The following is a 20,065-nucleotide window of genomic DNA, read 5'->3' on the forward strand; positions in this document are numbered from 1 at the left end:
ACGAAGATAAAGTAAACCAAAAGTAACACCAAACCACGCTTTGCTTAGAGCGTGGTTTAGGGTTTAAGCGCTTAAACTAAACGATGAGCTTGAAAGTGAGCTTTGCGTTGCGTATCGTGAAACGATTTGCGCTAAAAGCGCACTCATCAAAGAATCCTCTGTTGAGCTAGCTGTTGCAACCTCTTCTGTGCCAATGCTGTCGGCTTTAGTCGATTCTTTATAGGCTTGCGCTTCTGCTGAACTTACTTTGCCATCTTCATTGGTATCGGCTTCGTCAAAATTTTCAACGATAGACTCCAACAACGAAGCAAGATTGCTATCGGTTTTGGTAGCATCGTTTGCCATAGCGGTAAGCTCCGCTGCGGTGTATCCCTCTGCCTCTTCTGTATCACTGGAAACAGAAGGTGGTGGGGGTGGTGGAGGCATAGCACCAGAGCTTGCAACATTGCTTGCCTCAGTACTTTGTGTACTCTCACGTGAAGCCTCTTGATACGCCATCGCTTCAGCAGAAGTAACTTTACCATCTCCATCGCTATCAGCCGCATCGAAATTTTCAATAACCGATGCCAACAAAGAAGCCAAATTGCTATCACTTGAGCCAACCTCTTCTGCCATTGCAGTGAGCTCCTCTTGTGTATAACCTGTGTCTTCTTCACTGTTAGATGGTGGCGGAGGTGGTGGGGGCATACCACCTGCTGCCATGGTAGAACTACTTTGCGAAAACGAAGCACTGAGCTCCTCTTGAGAAATGGTGCCATCGCCATCACTGTCCAATGACGAAAAAGCGCTACTAATAGCACTTTCATCGCTTATAGAGAGTGCTAGGGCAGCACTACTAAATTCCGCACTATCAACCGAACCACTGCTATCAGAGTCCATAGAAGTAAGCAACGCTTCTGCAAACCCCGAACCACTAGAGCGATTCGAGCTGGTCGTGTTACCGTACGAAAGGTAGGTTTCGTAGAGAGAACTTGAACCAACGGTCATAGTCTCCTCCTTTGTTTGGCTTGGGAAATTTCCCACATGCCATCCTAATACCAAAGCGGTAAACGGTGGGTAACATTTTTACATGTAAAGGTTTATGGTAAAAATGGCTATGAAAACTTTAACGACCAACGAGGTACAATGACGCTACTAATTTAAGAGAGCTTAAGTATGAATCAGTCTAATGTGGTTGTTTATAACGATGGAGAAATCGAGCTAAAAGTTTCTGTGAATGAAGAAACACTATGGTTAAATGCAGAAGATATTGCTTATATTTTTAACGTAAAACGACCTGCTATCGTTAAGCATATCGGAAATATCTATAAAGATGAGGAACTGATGGAAAATGTAACCTGTTCCATTTTGGAACAAGTTGCGAAAGATGGAAAAGTCAGGAAAATAAATTTCTATAACCTCGATATGATTATCTCTCTTGGCTATCGTGTCAATTCAAAAAAAGCGACAAAATTTCGCCAATGGGCAACATCCGTACTCAAAAACTACATCCAAAACGGCTACGCACTCAATTCACATAAAATCACAGAACAACGCTTATCAAGCCTTGAAAAAGATGTGGAGGCTATCAAATCTCACATCAAAAACAACACGCTTGAAATGAAAGAAGGCATCTTTTTTAATGGACAAGTATTTGACGCATATGCTCTTTTGTCCGACCTCATCAAACGTGCCAAAGTCTCCATCACATTGATAGACAACTACATTGATGAGTCTATCTTGACCCTCTTTTCAAAAAATAAAAGTGTAAAATTCACCGTTTACACGGGGAACATCACCAAACAACTCCAATTAGACATTGAAAAATACAACAAACAATACGGCAATCTTGAAGTGAAAACTACTCAAAACTTTCACGATAGATTTCTCATTTGCGATGAGAGCGTGTATCATTTCGGGGCAAGTTTGAAAGATTTAGGCAAAAAAGTATTTGCGGTCAATCCGATGAATATTCACGCACATGAACTATTAAAAAATATATAGGAATTAAAAAAATGGCACAATCCATAGAACCAAATATTGCAGATTTAGCCAATGGTTGGTTAAAGTCTTACAAATTAGCTTATAAATTAGAGCAAGAATCTTTAAACAGCGAAATAGATAAAGCACTTGATGATTATTACTCCAAAAACGGTGGTATCGGTGGAAATCGTCCTGATGCAAAATTACTCCTGCAAGATAAAAATTTAGATTATTATCCTATTCTCATTGAGTACAAAGGCTATAAAGGCAAACTTGAAAAACTTGATGCTAACAAACAAGTCGAAAATAAAACGGCTAAAAATGAACCTCATTTAAAAAATATCAACTCCTTTGCGGTAAACGGTGCGGTGCATTATGCCAATGCTCTTTTGCATCATACGAGCTACACGGACATTATTGCTATTGGAATGACAGGTTATAAAGATGAAAATAGTGGAAAAATACGCCATGAAATCGGTGTTTATTTCGTCTCTAAAAACAATTATGGTATTGGACAAAAAGTTGGAGACTTCTCAGATTTTTCATTTTTGAAAAAAGAAAACTTCGATGCGTTTATCGAAAAAGTAAAAATGTTAAATCTACCGCAAGAAGAACTTGACAGGCTAAAAGAACAGCGAGAAAAAGAAATTGATGCAAGCTTAGTTAAGCTTAACAACGATATTTATCAAAATGAAAAAGGTTTAGGTGAAAACGACCGTGTGTATCTTGTTGCCGCCTCCATTATCGCAACGATTGGTATTCCAAATCAAGTTCCATCACTCGATAAATCAGAGCTAAAATCACAAGAATTTATCGGTGGACGAGATGGCGACATTCTCATCAATCGAATCACTGCTTTTTTAAATAAAAAAGAGTTACCGCAAGACAAAAAAGAGTTAATCATTAGAACTCTATCAAACACGCTTCTAACGGAAAATATCAACAAAGTAGAAAATGGCGAAAGCCAACTTAAAAGGGTTTTTACAAAAATAGTAGATGATTTGGGCATCTACTACAAGATAGGCTTAACGACTGATTTTACGGGAAAACTTTTCAATGAAATGTACGGATGGCTAGGTTTTAGTCAAGACAAGCTCAACGACGTAGTGCTAACACCTTCTTATGTTGCAACACTCCTTGTAAAATTAGCCAGAGTCAATAAAGACTCCTATGTCTGGGACTTTGCGACAGGCTCAGCAGGACTTTTGGTTGCAGCGATGAATGAAATGCTTAACGATGCTAAAAATACTATCACGTCACCCGAACAGCTCTCTCAAAAAGAGATAAAAATCAAAGCCGAACAACTTTTAGGACTTGAATTACTCTCAAGCGTTTACATGCTAGCCATTCTCAATATGATTTTGATGGGCGATGGAAGCTCCAACATCTTAAACAAAGACTCATTAAGCGATTTTGACGGCAAATACGGTTTTGGCAAAACGGAAGAAACCTTCCCCGCCGATGCCTTTGTTCTTAACCCGCCTTATTCAGCGAGTGGAAACGGCATGAACTTTGTCGAACGTGCCTTAAATATGATGAACAAAGGCTACGCCGCTATCATTATCCAAAACTCAGCAGGTTCAGGAAAAGCCAAAGAGTATAACAAGCGTATTTTAGAAAAACATACGCTTATTGCTAGTATCAAAATGCCCATAGATTTATTTATCGGCAAATCAAGCGTGCAAACCAATGTGTATGTGTTTAAAGTAAACGAAAAACACCACAAAGATGAGATGGTCAAGTTTATCGACTTTTCCAATGACGGCTACACACGAACCAACCGTAAAAAAGCAAGCAATAACCTTAAAGATTCTGACAGAGCCAAAGAGCGTTACGAAGAAGTGGTAAATCTCGTTCGTTTTGGGAAAAGCAAACTAAATATCTTTACATGTAAAGAGTATTATGAAGGCACAATTAACCCTAAAAATGGGGCTGATTGGAATCAAACCGCTCCTATAGATACAAAACCAACACTAGCCGATTTTAAAAAAACCGTCAGTGACTATTTAGCATGGGAAGTATCCAATATCCTCAAAGGGCGAGGTGATTTGGGAAAGTAGATTCCCCACTTAACGAGAAACTAAAAAGCGTTGAGTGGGGTGAATTTAAATTAGATGATTTGTTTGAAGTTAAAACTGTAAAAAGTTTTGATGAAGGAAAATTAATTCTTACAGAACAAAAGCAGACTGATTATATTGAGTTTGTGGGGAGAACACGAAATAATAATGGGATAAAAGGATATTTACAGAAATTAGAAATAGAACCAAATCCTAAAAATGTCATTTCTGTAAGCCAAATTGGAACTATTGTGGCACAAATTAGACAAGAAGAATGGTATGCAAGTCAAAATATATTTTCATTAACTCAAAAAAACACTTATCAAAATTTAATCTCTTTATATAGTGTTGCAGTTATTAATAAATCGTTATGTGAAACCTTTTCAGATGGATACGGAAATTACCCAACGTTGGATAAATTAAAAAATCTTAAAATCCAACTCCCCATCAAAAATGGAAAAATAGATTTTGATTTTATGGAAAATTTTATAGCGGAGCTTGAAGCGGAGCGCCTAGCGGAGCTTGAAGCGTATCTATTAGCAACAGGGCTAATAGATACGACTTTGACGCACAAAGAGCAGAAGGTCTTAGAAGACTTTAAACAAGGAAAAGTTGAGTTTGGCACGTTTACGTATGAAAGCATTTTCAACAAAATTGTTCAAGGCAGAAGACTCAAAAAAGATGACCAAATTTCAGGAAATATTCCTTTTGTTATGGCAGGAACAACCAATACAGGCGTTGTAAATTATATTTCAAATCCTGTGGCACGTTTTCCTAAAAATTCAATTACGATAGACATTTTTGGTAATACATTCTATCGAAATTATGATTTTGGAGCAGGTGACGATACGGGTGTCTATTGGAATAACAAAAGAGAGTATTCCAAAGAAACAATGCTATTTTTTACAGCATCAATGGAAAAATCAATACGTGGTAAATTTTCTTTTGGAAAAAAATTAAGAAGCTCTCAAAGTTTAAGCTTCAAAATGACACTTCCAACACAAAACCATCAACCCGATTATGAGACAATAAATACCTTTATCTCAGCCATCCAAAAGCTCGTTATCAAAGATGTGGTTACTTATGCCGATAGAAAAATAGCCGCTACCAAACACGTCATAGCATAGTTTTTTAAAGCAGGCAAAAAGGATTTTTCAAAAATTTCCTCTTTACATGTAACGCTTTACACTGGGGCTTGAAGGTACATTTTATCGAGGTTTTTGCCTATAAAAACCAAAAACATCTCATGCACTTGGTCTTCGTGTTGGGGGACAAATTCGTAGGTGCCATTGACGTATTGCACCACCGATTGCGTGGATTCATTTTCAAACCGCACAATCCCTTTCACCCGTACAATCGTAGAAGGAAGATGGTTCAAATACGCTTCAAATTTTTCTTTACACAAAGAACGAGGTACGCTTAGTTTTAAACTGGAGATATTATCGTGCAAGTGCGTATGTATCACCTCATCTTCTTCAGCAACCAATGAAGCAATCTGCGCCGTGCTCGCATGCAAGGAGAGCTCAAGTACATGGGGGTGGACATCGCACTGAGTGGTTCGAATCACCTTAGCACATCGGTTATTTTCATACAAAAATTGTTCTACTTTTACCATTTCTGCTTCGCTCATTCTGTCTATTTTATTCAGTAAAATCACATCTGCGGCACGAATTTGATCCAGAAAAATAGTATACTCCCCCGCCAAATCAAAGAGCGTAGACCCATCCACCACCGTGACAATGGCTTCCAACTCCACCACATCTTCAAGCTCATGAAGCTCCGATAAGAGATTAAAAGGGTTTGCCACCCCTGTGGTTTCTAGTAAAATCGTATCGGGATAGGTTTTGCTCATGAGCGTATTCACTCCTGCTCGAAGCTGTCCTGCCAAAGAGCAACAGACACACCCCTCATCCATCTCCACGAGTGAATAATCATAATCGACCAATTTCCCATCCAAACCCGTCTTGCCTATCTCATTTTGAATAATCCCCACAAAACGGTTTTTCTCAGTCTCATACTCAATGTAATTTTGCAAAAAGTTCGTCTTTCCTGAACCTAAAAATCCTGTGACCACCACCATTTTAGGTTTTACGCCACGACCAGTGGTACGTGCAACATTTCCTAAAGGAGTTTCAGAGAGGTCATACCACGGTGCTTTTTGCAAAAAGGCATTGAGGCTCATACGCTCATGGATTACCTCCACATGTCGTCCCATCAAAAGCTGCTCCATAGAATCATCAAAAGAGTCATCCCCATATCCTAGCGCAATGAAAAGCTTAAGGGTTGGCGCATCTTCTTTACATGTAAAGACGCCTTTGCCATTGTACATCATGCTCTGCTCTCGTTTTTTAAATAGCTCAAAGTACGAGGGTGCCTCCGTGGCAATACGAGAAAGCGTGGTGTTAAGAAAATTCATCAAAGGAAGTAGCAAACGAAACGAAGGCAGGTCTTTATCTAAACCCTCAGGCTCAACCACATAACGCTTATCATACGATAAAACACCCTCTTTAGCGTACACACGATCTCTCAAAAATGTCTCATAAAAAAGCAATAAAGCATGCGTTGCAAAGTTTACATGTAACGATAAACTTGCAATATAAAACTGCCCAAAAAGCTCAGGATAAAGCGCAAAAGAGCGTATCTTTTCACGGTAATCTTTATCGTGCGCAACCAACGCTTCACTGAGCGAAAATTTATCGAGTAAGGCTTCTTCGAGATTGGGAAAATAGTAAAGATGGAACCGTCCAAACCCATCCCTTACCTCCGCTAACACCATCCCAAAAATGCCTTCAAATTGGTCAAACTTGAGCGTCCAACACTCTGTGGGTTGTTGGCACAGATACATCCCTTTATAACCTGTAAGCTTTTTTAACATACCATCAAACGAGCCTTTGATGAGCACGGAGCGCATAAACGCTCGATAATCCTCAAATGAGCCATCAAACGACGAGGGATAAAGTTCCACAAGATTCATACCATTCTCCTCAAAAAGAGCCAAAGCTTACCACTTTGGCTCCGCAAATTTACCCAAAGGTTAGTGTATCTCCGTTGCCCAAATAGGCATGGCTTTTAGAGCGGTGCTGTGCTGTACCTTTCACCACAGGATAACCTGCTCGTATGAATTTCTCTGCCGTTAAAAGTCCCGTACAGTGGTTACACCCAATAATATCAAACCCCCAACCACCTAGAGCAATGACCAAATCATCGTACTTTGGATCCCAATCATCAAACGGAGAGATATGAAGCCCGCCATAAATGCCGTGCATCTTGTCGTTGTCGTATTTGAGCTCATTCTTCGCCGTGGAGATAAACTGAATAATCCCTTGATGACAACACCCAGAAATGCTCACCAAACCCTTATCTTTAATGTTAGCAAAGATAGATTGTTCGCCAAACACCCGTGAGATAATGGGCACATCAAAGGTATAGGCACACAGCCCTGGTTCAATGTCATTTTTACCTTTTTTATGCACCACCAATTCGCCCTTGTGTCCTGAGTCTTTGATGTACTGCAAGCCCTCTTTGTAGAAACCATCGGGGATGATGATTTTAATATTAGGCGCATACTTCATCGTCACAGGCAATCCCCAAAAATGGTCAAAATGCTCATGCGAAATAATGAGCGCTTCAATCTCATTGTTCGCAAGCATCTTATCAATGCCCTCACGCTTAAATGCCTTATCCATCCACTCATACGACCAACCACTATCCAGCAAGTATTTTTTCTTCACACCATCCAAACGCTCAATCTCAATCAGTGCGGCAAATCCCCCCGCGTTATCAGGATGAATGCTATTGGCTTTCACAATTTTCCACGCCTCTTCAAGATTATGCGGTAGGAGGTGTTTGATTTTTGCAATGCCTCTTTCATAACTTCCTTTCGCAAGCCCTGAGCCATCGCCAAAGGGAGGCCAATTGTAAAGGTATTGGTCAACCAAAAGTCCACCAGCCCCTTTCATATCCCCCATCAAAATAGAGTTATCAAACCAACTGGTCTCTGAGATATTGGTAATTTTCACACTTTTGCATGCACCAAAGTCCGCCATTTTACGCTCAACCTCAGGCAAAAAGAAAGAACGCATTGGCGAATAGGAGAAGATTCCCATGGTCGCCATCGTTCCAAAACCAAGTCCTGTCACCGCACCCTTTAGAAAATCCCGTCTTGTTGTTTGTTCTGTTGACATGATTTTCTCCTTATTTAAAGATAATGAGCGCTGAGCCCATGAATGGGATAAGATAGACAATCACAAAGTAAAGTGCTACCCCCGCAAGTGTTCCACCTGCAACCCCTTTGTAAAACGAACCACTCAAAGCAACACGCTCATAACTCACATGCGTAATCGGTGCTTTTTCACTCGCCTCAGCCAAACGCCATCCTGGCCAGCCATCCATAAACCAGTAGTTAATCAACATAATGTTAATCAACCAAATCAAAGGAATCATCGGAAACTGTTGAGGATGAGAGAATCCTTCTTGAGTCCCTAAAAAGAGATGCGCTGTTTTATAATAGACATAATAAAGCACCACCGCTCCTGCAATAGAAGCAACCGTACGTAAAAAGACATTGACCACTTTACTGTACGCATTAAAGCCATTTTTCATGTAAAAATGCATGTAAAGTGCTGGTAAAAGCCAGAAAATTGCCATTTCACCCACATGCAACCAACGCCAATCAGGTGATGCGTCACGTCTGGTTCCTCGAATCGCTTCACCCCAAACCAACTCTTGTGCAAAGTAGAGAAAGAAGCTAAGCGCTACGGCAATGACAATAATGCCAAAGAAAGAAGCCACACGACGAAGCCACGGTGTTTCGATCATAGAGAAAGGATAACGCTCCCAAATGGTCTCATGCATCCAGACAATCACCGTACAACACATAATCCATGCGATGTTAAAGTTACCATGCACGGTTCCTGCAAAATCTTCCCACCACGGAGGCGTAATCGCCGCAAATTTTTGCCACGGATCAAATAAAATCGCCATGTGAGAGTGAAACGCCACAAAATAGACAATGACACTGATAAAAAAGGTAAACATCAAAATAGAAAAGCCTTTCACAGGCTGAGTGAGTTTATCCCACGGTGAACTCTCCATCGCCACTACCCACGCAGGACTAAGCCACGAAGCAATTGCCGCAAACATCAAAATCGCTTGTGCGGAGTATTCAAGAGCGTAAAACTCAACAATGCCCTCTTTCGTAAGACGCTCAGGACTAAAGTACGCAATGGCATACTCACCTAAAATCGTCTCAAAAAACCCTTTTAACACAATCATAAACAACGCTACGGTGAGTGTCGTTAAGATAACACCTTTTAAAACAGGATGTGTATTTTTCAGCCACGACCTGCTAAAAGGCCAAAAGTCAAAAATGTAGGCTATCCAAATCATAATAACCAACAACCAACGACACCACATGTACCCTACATACGGCGTGTACATACGCATAATACCCCTTGGGTCTTGAAATATCCACCATGAGACATAAAACAATGTCAAGACAAAAAGAGTATTGAGCAGTATGGGTAAAGGACCACTAAAACGCTTCACCAAACTTCTCTCTTCGAGATAAAGTGGTGTTTCCATGAAAAACCTCCTGCAATAATATTTTAAATGCATGAAGTTATTATAAGAGGAGAGTGTCTGGGGATTGTCTCAATTGAAACAGAAAAAAGAAGAAACAATGTCTCGCAAATGTCTCATTTAGGAAGTATAATGGTAAAAACAGCACCGCCATCTTCGTTGTGTACTTTTAACACACCCCGACAATGCTCTTCCACCACAGTTTTTGACATACACAAGCCTACACCTGTACCATCTTTATGGAGTTTGGTTGAAAAATACGCCTCAAAAATTTTCTCAAATAACGCCTCTTCAATCCCTCCAGCGTTATCTCTGATTTCTAAAAAAAGAAAGCGAGAATCGCAATACGTCCGAATCCAGATAGTGGGTTCTTTAATGCCATTATCCATCAATGCATCTTCTGCGTTTTTGATAATATTTAAAATGACCTGAGCCAATTCATTGCCATAGGTCTCAATTTCTTCGTTACATGTAAACTCTGTGAAAATGGAAATATTCTTCGTCATTAAAAGCGGTTTAACAATGGTAAGTGTTCTCTCAACCAACGCTTCAAGCGTAACGCTCTCTTTTTGTTTCAGTGCTTTGAAAAAATTTCGAAAATCATCAATCGTTTTAGAGAGATGCAATACATACCCCTCTATATGTTCCACCTCTTCTTGAAACGCTTCTTTTTCTATTTCATCCATCTCAATACGTGCCAATAAATAACTCGTAGTTGCCCCAATCGCAGCTAAGGGTTGTCGCCACTGATGGGCTATCATGCTGAGCATCTCGCCCATTTGAATGAGGCGGGATTGGTACTGTAATTGTTTATCTTTTTCACGCAATTTTTCGAGTTGAATTTGCACTTCGTGATGGAGGGTTTCATTGAGTTGCTTGATTTTTCGCTCATTCTCTTTTTGCTTGGTTATATCTAATGTTGTTCCAACCAATTTAAGCGGTATGCCATTCTCATCGTAAATCGCTTTACGGAATGTGTTGATAAAAACCTTGCTTCCATCTTTGCGTACAATCTCATAATCAAGCATTTCACTCTTACCGCTAAACAACGCTTTCTCGTTAATCGCATACATCCGTTTGAGATTTTTAGGACTCAAATAGTGATGAAATGATTCCAACGTCGGATGAAAGGAATGGGGGTCTTCTCCATAAATGCGAAACATCTCCTCAGACCATTTCATCTGCCCTCTTTCATCCAACACAATTTCCCAACTTCCAAAATGCGCAATCGCCTCCGCATTACGTAAAAGCGCTTCACTTTGCCTCAAACGCTCTTGTGTCTCTATGCGCTCTGTAATATCGCTAATCGTCCACAAGACCTCTTCATTGCTGGGTATGGAATCTCCTGCAATGCGAAGCCAAATCATCTTTCCGTTTTTGTGTTTAAAAGGATATTCTAAATTCAGCGCTTCGTTTTGCCTAACTTTATTAAAGGCTATTTCGGCGAAGTTGACATACGCTGCATAAGAAAGATGCAAATCAAGAGCACAGTGGTTTAAAATTTCCTCAGGTAAATAGCCAAAAATTTTACAAAAAGCTTCATTGGCTTCAATAATTAAACGCTCTTTATCGACAATAAAAATTCCTACACCGCTGTTGCTAAAGAGTTGTTCGAACCGTTCGGCTTTTTGTTTAAGGCTTACCGTGCTACTTAAAGATGCAGCCATCGTAGTTTATACCCTTCCCCGTAGACGCTTTGTATGAGGTCGCATCCTAATTTTTGGCGTAAACGAGACAGAAGGTTACGCACCCGTTTGTTATCACTAAGATCATCATCAAACACGGCTATTTCTATCTCTTCACTGGAAAAAATACGCTGTTTTGAGGAGGTCAGCAAATCAAACAAAGCACGTTCATGCCTGCTTAATTTAATCTCCCGTTCCTCTTGACATAAACATTGCGTTGCCCTTTCCCAATAATACCCTTCAATCATCAAAAGCACATGCCCTTTTTCGTGAGGCAAAACCTTAACAATCTTTTCAAGAATCGATACAATCTCATGAAATCCATACGGCTTTAAGATATAGCCTGAAATACCTTGCTCAATCGTTTTTAGAAAATACTCTGTGGTGTCGTACGCAGAAAAAATAACAATAGGAATGGATGGATTGCGCTTGCGTATGGCTTCAATCATACCCAAGCCATCCATTTTTGGCATCGTAATATCGGTAAAAATAAAATCAAAAGAGCCTTGCTTAAAGCATTGAAGCCCCTCTAACCCATCGTGTGCTTCAACAACATCTTTAAAATAGAGTCGAAGCATTTTAGCGGTTTGAATTCTAACATCAAAGTCATCTTCCACATAAAGAACACGCTTACTCTTACATGCCTCTTTAAGCGATAAAAGCGCTTCTGAATCCATTTTTTTCCTTTTTACATGTAACGCTGTTTCCTTAGACAAAAAACCGCATAATTAACATGGCAACACATGCATTTACAATACTGACAACCATTAACAAAGGCCAATATTTTTTAGGAACATCCGCAACGCCTAAAAGCCGTCCCATGTATTGTATCTGTGATGCCATTAAAAAGAGTGCTGGCATTAAAATGCTCAAATGCGTCCCTGTCAAAATCTCTTTGGTAAACAAACTAAGAGCAATACCTACCCCAGCAGAGCACGATAACCATGTGGTTAAAAGTACGGTGATGGCTTCTCCTGGCAATCCAAATAGTCCCATAGCAGGAGCAAAAATAGAACCAATCGCTTTCATAGCACCTGTGACATTTAAAATCTCAACAATAACATACGCCATTAAAACATTAGGCATCAAGTTATTAATCGCAATGTTAAATCCTTTGCGTGCGCCAATGACAAAAATATCAAACGGGTTGTTGCTGGTTGGTGTGGTGTGATTACTCATGGGTAAAATCCTTTTTATAAACCGTATTTAACACAAAACGAGCCCCTATCGCTCCAATAAATTTAAAAATGAAGATTAAGGCCAAAGGCAATAAAATGGGAACGGTTAATGCCGAAAATAGCGCTGAACCAATCGCAAAATAATTGTTAATCATCCCCGCACCTGAGTATTGCCATGCGCACATCACCACCAACTCTTTTTTAGTAATTTGATTCTCATCTCGTAACTCTTTTGTGAGTGCCGCACCCGCATCGGTACTTTGCAAATCCGTAATCAACGCCAAACCCGTACGCCCTGGAATGTCTAAGATAGGTCGCAATAAAGGGGTTAATAGCTTATGCGCAGCACGAATGGCACCATAATGGCTAAAAATTTCAAGCATTCCCAATGCTAACATCACCGTAGGGACTAAGGAAAGCGCAAACAAAAAGCCACCCTTCGCACTCGTACCACCAGAGCCTACAAAAGTACCTTTCGCCTCTTGAATGGTTCCAAATTTTCCAGCCAATGTTGTAAAATCAAGCGCACCTAGCCACGCCATGCCCTCCACTTTCATAAAAAGGCCTGAAAAAAACAATGCCGCAAAAATCAATGCAATATACGCACCAATCCCCACATTCCACTCGTTGGTTGGTTCATTATGTTCTAATGCCACAACACTCCTCCTTTGAAAATTATATTCCTTAAAAAAAACAACTTGCTATGATAGCAAAGTATTTCATAATAATAAAACCCTTTTTGATTAAAAATTGATGCTAGAGTAAGTCGATAATAAGCTAAAATCAGACATCATTCATACGATAATACAATGCCACACAGGCACGTTAAAGGAAAAAAATGTCACGAGTGATTGAAGTGTATGATTATTTGCATACCATTCCAGAGTTAGGGTTTCAAGAATATAAAACTGCCGCTTTTTTAGCCCAAGAACTGCAAAAAGCAGGCTTTCATGTCACCACGAATGTAGGCGAAACAACAGGGGTTGTGGGAGTGTATGACAGTGGGGTTGAGGGTTCTACCCTAGCATTACGTGCCGATATAGATGCGTTAGGACATATCATTGATGGGCAACCATGCGCCATGCATACCTGCGGTCACGATGCACATTCTGCTATGGTATTAGCTGCCGCTGAGGAGCTACTCGCCAATCAATGTATTAAAAAAGGTAAACTTAAAATCATTTTTCAACCTGCTGAGGAGATTGGTACAGGGGCTTTGGCAATGATTAACGGTGGGGCAATTGATGATGTTGATATGATTTTAGGGCTGCATTTACGCCCGCTTGAAGAGACAAGCATGGGCAAAGCAACCCCTGCGCTCTACCATGCCGCCTCGCAAAGGCTCAAAGGCGTTTTTCATGGCGTCTCAGCACATGGGGCACGTCCTCATTTGGGTATCAACGCCATTGATGCAGCCGTTGCCGCCATAACAGCAGTCAATGCCATTCATCTCAATCCAACCCAATCCTACAGCATTAAGGCCACCCAAATCATTGCAGATGCAGGTGTTACCAATGCTATTCCCAATGAAGCAACCGTGATTTGGGACGTGCGTTCTGAATTTAACAGTACCATGGATAGCCTTCTTGAAAAAGCAAAATCGGCGATTATTGCAGGAGCCGCAACGGTTGGGGCAAGCGTGGATGTCACCAACTATTTTGCTATTCCTGCAGCTGAATATTCTGATGAAGCCATTGATGTTTTAACAAAAGCTATTGTAGAGGTTTATGGAGAAGAGGGGTTGTGTCCGCCGATTAAAACAGCGGGTGGGGAAGATTTTCATTACTATATCAAAGAAAAACCTTCTATTAAAGCAGGCTATTTTGGTCTAGGATGCGACTTAACCCCTGGATTACACCATCCTCAAATGGCGTTTAACAAAAATGCTTTAGAACACGGTAAAGATATTTTAATGCTAGCCGCCCAAAAAGTACTCAACGCCTAAAAACCCCTTGCAAAAAGGGGATGTCACGCACAAGGCATCCCCTTTTTAGTGGAAAAAATGCTTTACATGTAAAGCGTTTTAATTGCGTCTTTTGTACTCATCGTACCCAAACTGACTTACCACTTCATAGCTTCCATCTTTTCGTAAAACAGCCAAATCGGGGAGTTTTACGCCATTAAAGGTCGTATTTTTCACGATGGTGTAGTGAATCATATCTTCAAAGATGAGCTTATCGCCAATACGAAGTGGTGCGTCAAAACTGTAATCCCCCATAATGTCGCCCGCCAAACATGTCGGGCCTCCAAGGCGGTACATGTAAGGCTTTTCACCCACCTCTCCTGCACCTCGAATCATTGCACGATAGGGCATGGCAAGGGTGTCAGGCATATGCGCCTCAGCGGAGATGTCAAGAATGGCAATGTCCATGCCATTGTGCACGATGTCCAAAACACTCGCCACCAATGACCCTGTTTGCCACCCCACCGCTTCACCAGGTTCCAAATAAACCGTAATGCCGTTATATCGTTTCCTAAAATCTTGAATCAGCGCAATGAGTTTTTCCACATCATAGCCCTCACGGGTGATGTGATGCCCTCCTCCAAAATTAATCCATTTCATACGAGGAATCAGCTCACCAAAACGCTCCTCAAAGCCTTTGAGCACTTCTTCCAAAGCGCTAGCATCTTGCTCGCACAAAGCGTGAAAATGAAGCCCCTCGATGCCCTCTAATTTGTCGTATTGCATATTTTCTTTGGTGATGCCCAAGCGACTGTAAAGAGCACACGGGTTATACAAATCCACAGGGCTTGAAGAGACTTCAGGATTGAGGCGCAAACCGCAACTGGTTTTGCCAAGCGCTTTTGCTTTGTATTTTTCCCATTGGTTGAACGAGTTAAAGATAAGATGGTCACTCAAAGCGATGACCTCGTCAATCTCCTCTTCTTTGTACGCTGGAGAGTACGTGCACACCGAGCCTTTAAAAAACTCATGCGCAAATTTAGCTTCATGAAGCCCGCTACACGTACAGCCACTGAGGTATTTGTCCACCAAAGAAGCCAGTGCTTTAAACGCAAAGCCTTTGAGGGCGAGCAAAATGGCAGCCCCTGAGCGCTCAGCGACCTCTTTTAAACGTTTTAAATTTTCCTCTAAAAGTGCCTCTTCACACACATACGCTGGGGTTTGAATCTTTTCAATCACTGTTTCTATTTTGCTGATTTTAACCATATTTTTCTCCCATTTTTACTCACGAAATGTAACATCTTTCGCCTTAACAAAAAAATATTACATAAATTATTCAAAAAGACGATTGTATGAGAGTATTATTAGCTCATTTAGATGTGAAGAGGGGGAAGTAAATGCAAGGGGTCAATATTAAAATTAAAGCACTTGTATTGTTTATTGTAAGTCTTGGGGTACTAACGATTGCATCACTCGGAGTCATTTTTTACAAATCAGAAGCACTGATTAATACGCAAGTACATGATGAGCGAGAATTCATTTTAGATATGAATAAGCAAGAGCTCAAAGCTTATACGACGATGGCGGAAAAGGCGATTGGTTCCTTTTATGAAGCCTCTTCTTCGGAGTCCAACATCGCACAAAAGATCAAAGCCGATGCGATGATCCTCAAAAAAACATTGGATGACATCTACACCAACAACAAAGACAAACTCTCTAAAGATGAACTGCACACGATGCTTTTAGCGCTGATTAATGGCTACCGCTACAACAACGATGTGGGGTATTTTTATGCCTATAACATGGAAGGTATCAACGTCGTTCATCCCATCAACAAAGCACTGGTTGGTAAAAATTTGATCGAGATGAAAGACAAAGAGGGAAACTTTGTTATCAAAGACCTCCTCAAAGCAGCCAAAGAGGGAACGGGGGTTACCAAGTTCATTTGGCCGCATCCCATTACCAAACAAGATGAACCCAAACTCTCGTATAATTTCTACTATGAACCCTTAAACATCGTTATCGGTACGGGCGATTATGCCTCGAGCATCAAAGAACATTTTCAAAATGAGGCGATTAAGATTCTTAACACTCTTCGCTACACGGATGACAACGAGGGCTACTTTTTTGGTTTCAAAAAAGGCACTGCGAACACTTATGTGTATGCGTTTCATGCCACAAAGCAAGATCGTCAAGGCAAAGAAATCAAACTGGATAGCACAGACTCTCAGGGGAAAATGTTTCGTAAAGAGCTGATTGAGGGGGCATTGAAAAACCCAAAAGAAGGGGTTTTTGTCATCTACAATTCGGAGCACCCCATCACCAAAAAAGATGCTCCAAAACTCGCCTACGCCAAATACTTCAAAGAGTGGGATTGGACGATTGTCTCAGGCGTCTATATTGATGGGGTTGAAGCCAGTGTCGCCAAACAAGAAGAAAAAATCGCTTCCAATATTAACAGTATGATTTTTTCTATGATTCTCTCGAGCTCTTTGTTGGCAATTGTTGTTTTAGGAGTTGTGTATATGGTGATTAACGCCATGATTGCCACACCTTTAGTGAACTTAAAACAAACAGCCCATAATTTAGCTGTAGGCGATGGGGATTTAACAAAAAAACTGGAAGTGAAAAACAAAGATGAAATAGGCGATGCCTCGTATGAAATCAATAATTTCATTGAAAAAGTCCGCTCTACCATCGCACTGGCAAAAGATACCAGCAGTGAAAACGCATCCATTGCACATGAACTCTCCACAACCACTTTGCAAGTGGGTAAACGAGTGGAAGACTCTACGGCTATCATTGCGCAAGCAACCCATATGTCGGGGGAGACAAAAGAAGAGATTATCAACTCCATCAAAGAAGCAAAACAAAGCAAACAAGAGGTTGTAAAAGCCAACCAAGAACTCAAAAATGCACGTGAACACATTGAACTCTTAGGCAAACGTGTGCAAAGCAGTGCAACAACGGAGATGGAATTAGCACACCGCATTCAACAATTAAGCTCTGATGCAGAACAGGTAAAAAATGTCTTAACCGTGATTGGCGATATTGCTGATCAAACCAACCTCTTAGCCCTCAACGCTGCTATTGAAGCAGCAAGAGCTGGGGAGCACGGACGTGGTTTTGCGGTTGTGGCAGATGAAGTGCGAAAACTAGCCGAGCGTACGCAAAAAAGTTTAGTGGAGATTAATGCGACCATTAATGTCATTGTCCAATCCATTAATGACAGCAGCGAACAGATGAACCACAACTCTCAAGAGATTCAAGAGCTCTCAAGCATAGCCCAAAGCGTAGAAGATAAAATCAATATGACCGTTAGTAGTATGGAAATCGCCACCAATCTCAACGATAAAACCGTGGAAGATTACGTTAAAACGGGAGATAAAATCGATCTTATTGTAAGTAAAATTGAAGAGATCAACACGCTTTCAACCCAAAATACCAGAAGTGTTGAGGAGATTGCAGGAGCGAGTGAACATCTTAACGCACTCACTGAAAAACTCAATGCTATTTTAAATAAATTTAGAACCTAAAGGTAAAGCCTCTTAAATGAGGCTTCTTACTCTCCTGCTTTGCGTGCGATGGTGTCTATCAACGTAGTAGGTAAAAGGCGTTTTAAGACCGCAAACAGTTTAGTGGGGAAGGTCACGGCGTAGCGTATTTTTGGCTTTTTTGCCTCGATGGCGTGTACTAAAACATCTAAAACTGCCTCCGCACCTAGCGTAAAGGGAGCATCACCACTTTTTTGCAACCTCTCTAGCGTTTTGGCATAAATCTCACGATGGGCGGAATGTTCTTGATCGATGTGTTGTACAAATTTGGCAAGAGCATTTTTGCGAAAATCACTGCGAATCGGTCCTGGCTCAATGAGCACGACATACACACCGCTTTTATAAAGCTCCAGTCGCAAGGTATCAGCCAACCCCTCGATGGCAAATTTGGAAGCGTTGTATGCCCCTCGGTAACTCATTGCAACAAAACCTAAGATGGAGCTGTTGTAAATGATGCGACCACTGCCTTGTTTTCGCATATAAGGAAGAACGAGGTTGGTCAATTCTTGTGTGCCAAAGACATTGGTTTCAAACTGTTCACGTAAAACCTCTCGCTTCAAATCTTCCACAGCTCCTGGTTGCCCATAAGCGCCATTGTTAAAAAGTACATCAATGCGACCATTGGTAAGAGAAAGCATCCAAGAAAGTGCTTCTTGCATACTGTTGGTATCGCATAAATCAAGCTTAAACGCATTGAGCCCCTCAGTTTTTAAACGCTCAACGTCCGCTTCTTTGCGACACGTTGCAAAAACGCTGTAACCGAGTTTTTGAAGTCCGTGCGCGCAAGCGTAACCAATGCCCGTTGAACAGCCAGTAATAAGAATGAATTTTGACACAATTCGCCTTTACATGTAAAAGAAAAAGAGGTTGGGGCTTTACATGTAAAGCCCCAGAAATAGCATTATTTGACTTCGAACGTTTGTTCTGGTTTCATCTCGATGATTTTCCAAGGAAGTCCTTGCGTATTGAGTTCATCCATAAACGGTTTGGCGTCAAACTGTTCCATATTGAACACACCCTTGCCGCTCCATTTGCCCTCTAGCATCAGTTTTGCTCCAATCATCGCAGGCACACCCGTGGTATAGCTGACCGCTTGCGCACCCGTCTCACGGTAACACTCTTGATGGTCGCAGACGTTGTAGATGTAAATTTTGCGTTTTTTGCCGTCTTTCAAACCTTCAAACACACACCCAATGTTGGTAAAGCCAACCGTGCGAGGTCCAAGACTGGCAGGATCAGGCAACAAAGTTTTCAAAAATTCGATAGGAACGATTTTCATGCCCTTATGCTCCACCTCATCAATGCGAAGCATACCGATGTTTTCCAAACATTTCATGTGCGTGAGATAACTTTGACCAAAGGTCATAAAAAAGCGAATACGCTTCAATCCTTTGATGTTCAAAACAAGGGATTCTAGCTCTTCATGGTAGAGTAAATAACTGTCTTTTGGACCCACTTCTGGGTAATCCCACACCATTTTTACCGAAACGGGCTCTGTTTCTATCCACTTGCCCTCTTCCCAGTAACGCCCTTTGGAACTTACTTCCCTGAGGTTAATCTCTGGATTAAAGTTGGTTGCAAACGCATAGCCATGATCGCCTGCATTACAGTCTAAAATATCAATCGTATGAATCTCATCAAAAAGATACTGCTGTGCGTAAGCGCAATAAACATTGGTAACTCCTGGATCAAATCCACTGCCTAAAAGTGCCATAATGCCCGCATCTTTAAAAGCTTTATCTCGTGCCCATTGCTCTTTGTACTCAAATTTTGCAAGGTCTGGATGTTCATAATTAGCCGTGTCTAAGTAAGGCACTTTGGTTTTCACACATGCGTCCATAATGGTCAAATCTTGGTATGGAAGAGCGATGTTTAGTACGAGTGCTGGTTTTACTTTTTCGATTAAAGCGACCAGTGCGTCCACATCGTCCGCATCAATCGCTGCGGTTTCAATGTTTACATGTAAAGACTCTTTAATCTCACTAGCGATTTGGTCGCACTTGGATTTGGTTCTGCTTGCTAAAACAATTTTGCTAAAAACATCGCTGTTCATCGCACATTTTTTGGTCACAACACGGCTTACACCGCCCGCACCGATAATTAATACTGTTGCCATGATTTTCCTTTTAGGTTTCATTATGAGGCT

The 20,065-nt window shown here is 41.0% G+C and carries 16 protein-coding genes; 5 read left to right on the top strand and 11 right to left on the bottom strand.

Going from position 1 to position 20,065, the window contains the following annotated elements; genetic code table 11:
• Positions 1–63: 63 nt before the first annotated feature.
• Complete coding sequence (locus SULBA_RS11220) at positions 64–987, bottom strand: EF-hand domain-containing protein (RefSeq protein ID WP_014770409.1); 924 nt, start codon at positions 985–987, stop codon at positions 64–66.
• A gap of 168 nt (positions 988–1,155) precedes the next feature.
• On the opposite strand from SULBA_RS11220, the gene rhuM reads away from it, so the two are divergent.
• The 3 genes from rhuM to SULBA_RS11235 are packed head-to-tail and all read left to right on the top strand — an operon-like array spanning position 1,156 to position 5,146.
• Positions 1,156–1,983 carry a RhuM family protein gene (rhuM, locus tag SULBA_RS11225; protein ID WP_014770410.1) on the top strand — a complete coding sequence of 276 codons (828 nt, stop codon included), beginning with the start codon at positions 1,156–1,158 and terminating at the stop codon, positions 1,981–1,983.
• An 11-nt stretch (positions 1,984–1,994) separates the two neighbouring features.
• A complete protein-coding gene (locus tag SULBA_RS11230; protein ID WP_014770411.1) occupies positions 1,995–4,022 on the top strand; it encodes an HsdM family class I SAM-dependent methyltransferase in 2,028 nt (675 codons plus the stop codon).
• 59 nt (positions 4,023–4,081) lie between these two features.
• Complete coding sequence (locus tag SULBA_RS11235; protein WP_014770412.1) at positions 4,082–5,146, top strand: restriction endonuclease subunit S; 1,065 nt, start codon at positions 4,082–4,084, stop codon at positions 5,144–5,146.
• 56 nt (positions 5,147–5,202) lie between these two features.
• On the opposite strand, the gene SULBA_RS11240 is transcribed toward SULBA_RS11235, so the two are convergent.
• From SULBA_RS11240 to SULBA_RS11270, 7 genes are all read right to left on the bottom strand, one after another.
• Positions 5,203–6,993: a CobW family GTP-binding protein gene (locus SULBA_RS11240; RefSeq protein ID WP_014770413.1), complete on the bottom strand. Its 1,791-nt coding sequence runs from the start codon at positions 6,991–6,993 to the stop codon at positions 5,203–5,205.
• Between the two features lie 49 nt (positions 6,994–7,042).
• Positions 7,043–8,203, bottom strand: a complete 1,161-nt coding sequence (locus tag SULBA_RS11245) for an MBL fold metallo-hydrolase (protein WP_014770414.1) — start codon at positions 8,201–8,203, stop codon at positions 7,043–7,045.
• A gap of 10 nt (positions 8,204–8,213) precedes the next feature.
• Positions 8,214–9,602, bottom strand: coding sequence for a hypothetical protein (locus SULBA_RS11250; RefSeq protein ID WP_014770415.1), 1,389 nt, complete (start codon positions 9,600–9,602; stop codon positions 8,214–8,216).
• Between the two features lie 113 nt (positions 9,603–9,715).
• Entirely contained in the window at positions 9,716–11,266 is a 1,551-nt protein-coding gene (locus SULBA_RS11255; protein WP_014770416.1) for a PAS domain-containing sensor histidine kinase, read from the bottom strand.
• On the bottom strand, positions 11,251–11,961 hold the full coding sequence (locus SULBA_RS11260; RefSeq protein ID WP_014770417.1) for a response regulator transcription factor: 711 nt from the start codon (positions 11,959–11,961) through the stop codon (positions 11,251–11,253). The genes SULBA_RS11255 and SULBA_RS11260 overlap by 16 nt, the downstream gene beginning before the upstream one ends.
• A gap of 31 nt (positions 11,962–11,992) precedes the next feature.
• Positions 11,993–12,463, bottom strand: a complete 471-nt coding sequence (locus SULBA_RS11265) for a YjiG family protein (RefSeq protein ID WP_014770418.1) — start codon at positions 12,461–12,463, stop codon at positions 11,993–11,995.
• Positions 12,456–13,118 carry a nucleoside recognition domain-containing protein gene (locus tag SULBA_RS11270; protein WP_014770419.1) on the bottom strand — a complete coding sequence of 221 codons (663 nt, stop codon included), beginning with the start codon at positions 13,116–13,118 and terminating at the stop codon, positions 12,456–12,458. The genes SULBA_RS11265 and SULBA_RS11270 overlap by 8 nt, the downstream gene beginning before the upstream one ends.
• Positions 13,119–13,300: 182 nt before the next feature.
• On the opposite strand from SULBA_RS11270, the gene SULBA_RS11275 reads away from it, so the two are divergent.
• Positions 13,301–14,407 carry a M20 peptidase aminoacylase family protein gene (locus SULBA_RS11275; RefSeq protein ID WP_014770420.1) on the top strand — a complete coding sequence of 369 codons (1,107 nt, stop codon included), beginning with the start codon at positions 13,301–13,303 and terminating at the stop codon, positions 14,405–14,407.
• Positions 14,408–14,485: 78 nt separating this feature from the next.
• Here SULBA_RS11275 and nspC read toward each other — a convergent pair whose 3' ends face one another.
• Positions 14,486–15,631 carry a carboxynorspermidine decarboxylase gene (gene nspC / locus SULBA_RS11280; RefSeq protein WP_014770421.1) on the bottom strand — a complete coding sequence of 382 codons (1,146 nt, stop codon included), beginning with the start codon at positions 15,629–15,631 and terminating at the stop codon, positions 14,486–14,488.
• Between the two features lie 131 nt (positions 15,632–15,762).
• Between nspC and SULBA_RS11285 the strand changes: the two genes are divergently transcribed.
• On the top strand, positions 15,763–17,901 hold the full coding sequence (locus tag SULBA_RS11285) for a methyl-accepting chemotaxis protein (protein WP_014770422.1): 2,139 nt from the start codon (positions 15,763–15,765) through the stop codon (positions 17,899–17,901).
• Between the two features lie 26 nt (positions 17,902–17,927).
• Here the strand turns inward: SULBA_RS11285 and SULBA_RS11290 are convergent, their stop codons facing one another.
• Together SULBA_RS11290 and SULBA_RS11295 are read right to left on the bottom strand one after the other, a co-directional pair.
• Positions 17,928–18,755 carry an SDR family oxidoreductase gene (locus SULBA_RS11290; protein ID WP_014770423.1) on the bottom strand — a complete coding sequence of 276 codons (828 nt, stop codon included), beginning with the start codon at positions 18,753–18,755 and terminating at the stop codon, positions 17,928–17,930.
• 65 nt (positions 18,756–18,820) lie between these two features.
• Positions 18,821–20,035 carry a saccharopine dehydrogenase family protein gene (locus SULBA_RS11295; protein WP_014770424.1) on the bottom strand — a complete coding sequence of 405 codons (1,215 nt, stop codon included), beginning with the start codon at positions 20,033–20,035 and terminating at the stop codon, positions 18,821–18,823.
• Positions 20,036–20,065 lie beyond the last annotated feature (30 nt).

Source organism: Sulfurospirillum barnesii SES-3 (assembly GCF_000265295.1).
In the GTDB taxonomy this organism is placed as follows: domain Bacteria; phylum Campylobacterota; class Campylobacteria; order Campylobacterales; family Sulfurospirillaceae; genus Sulfurospirillum; species Sulfurospirillum barnesii.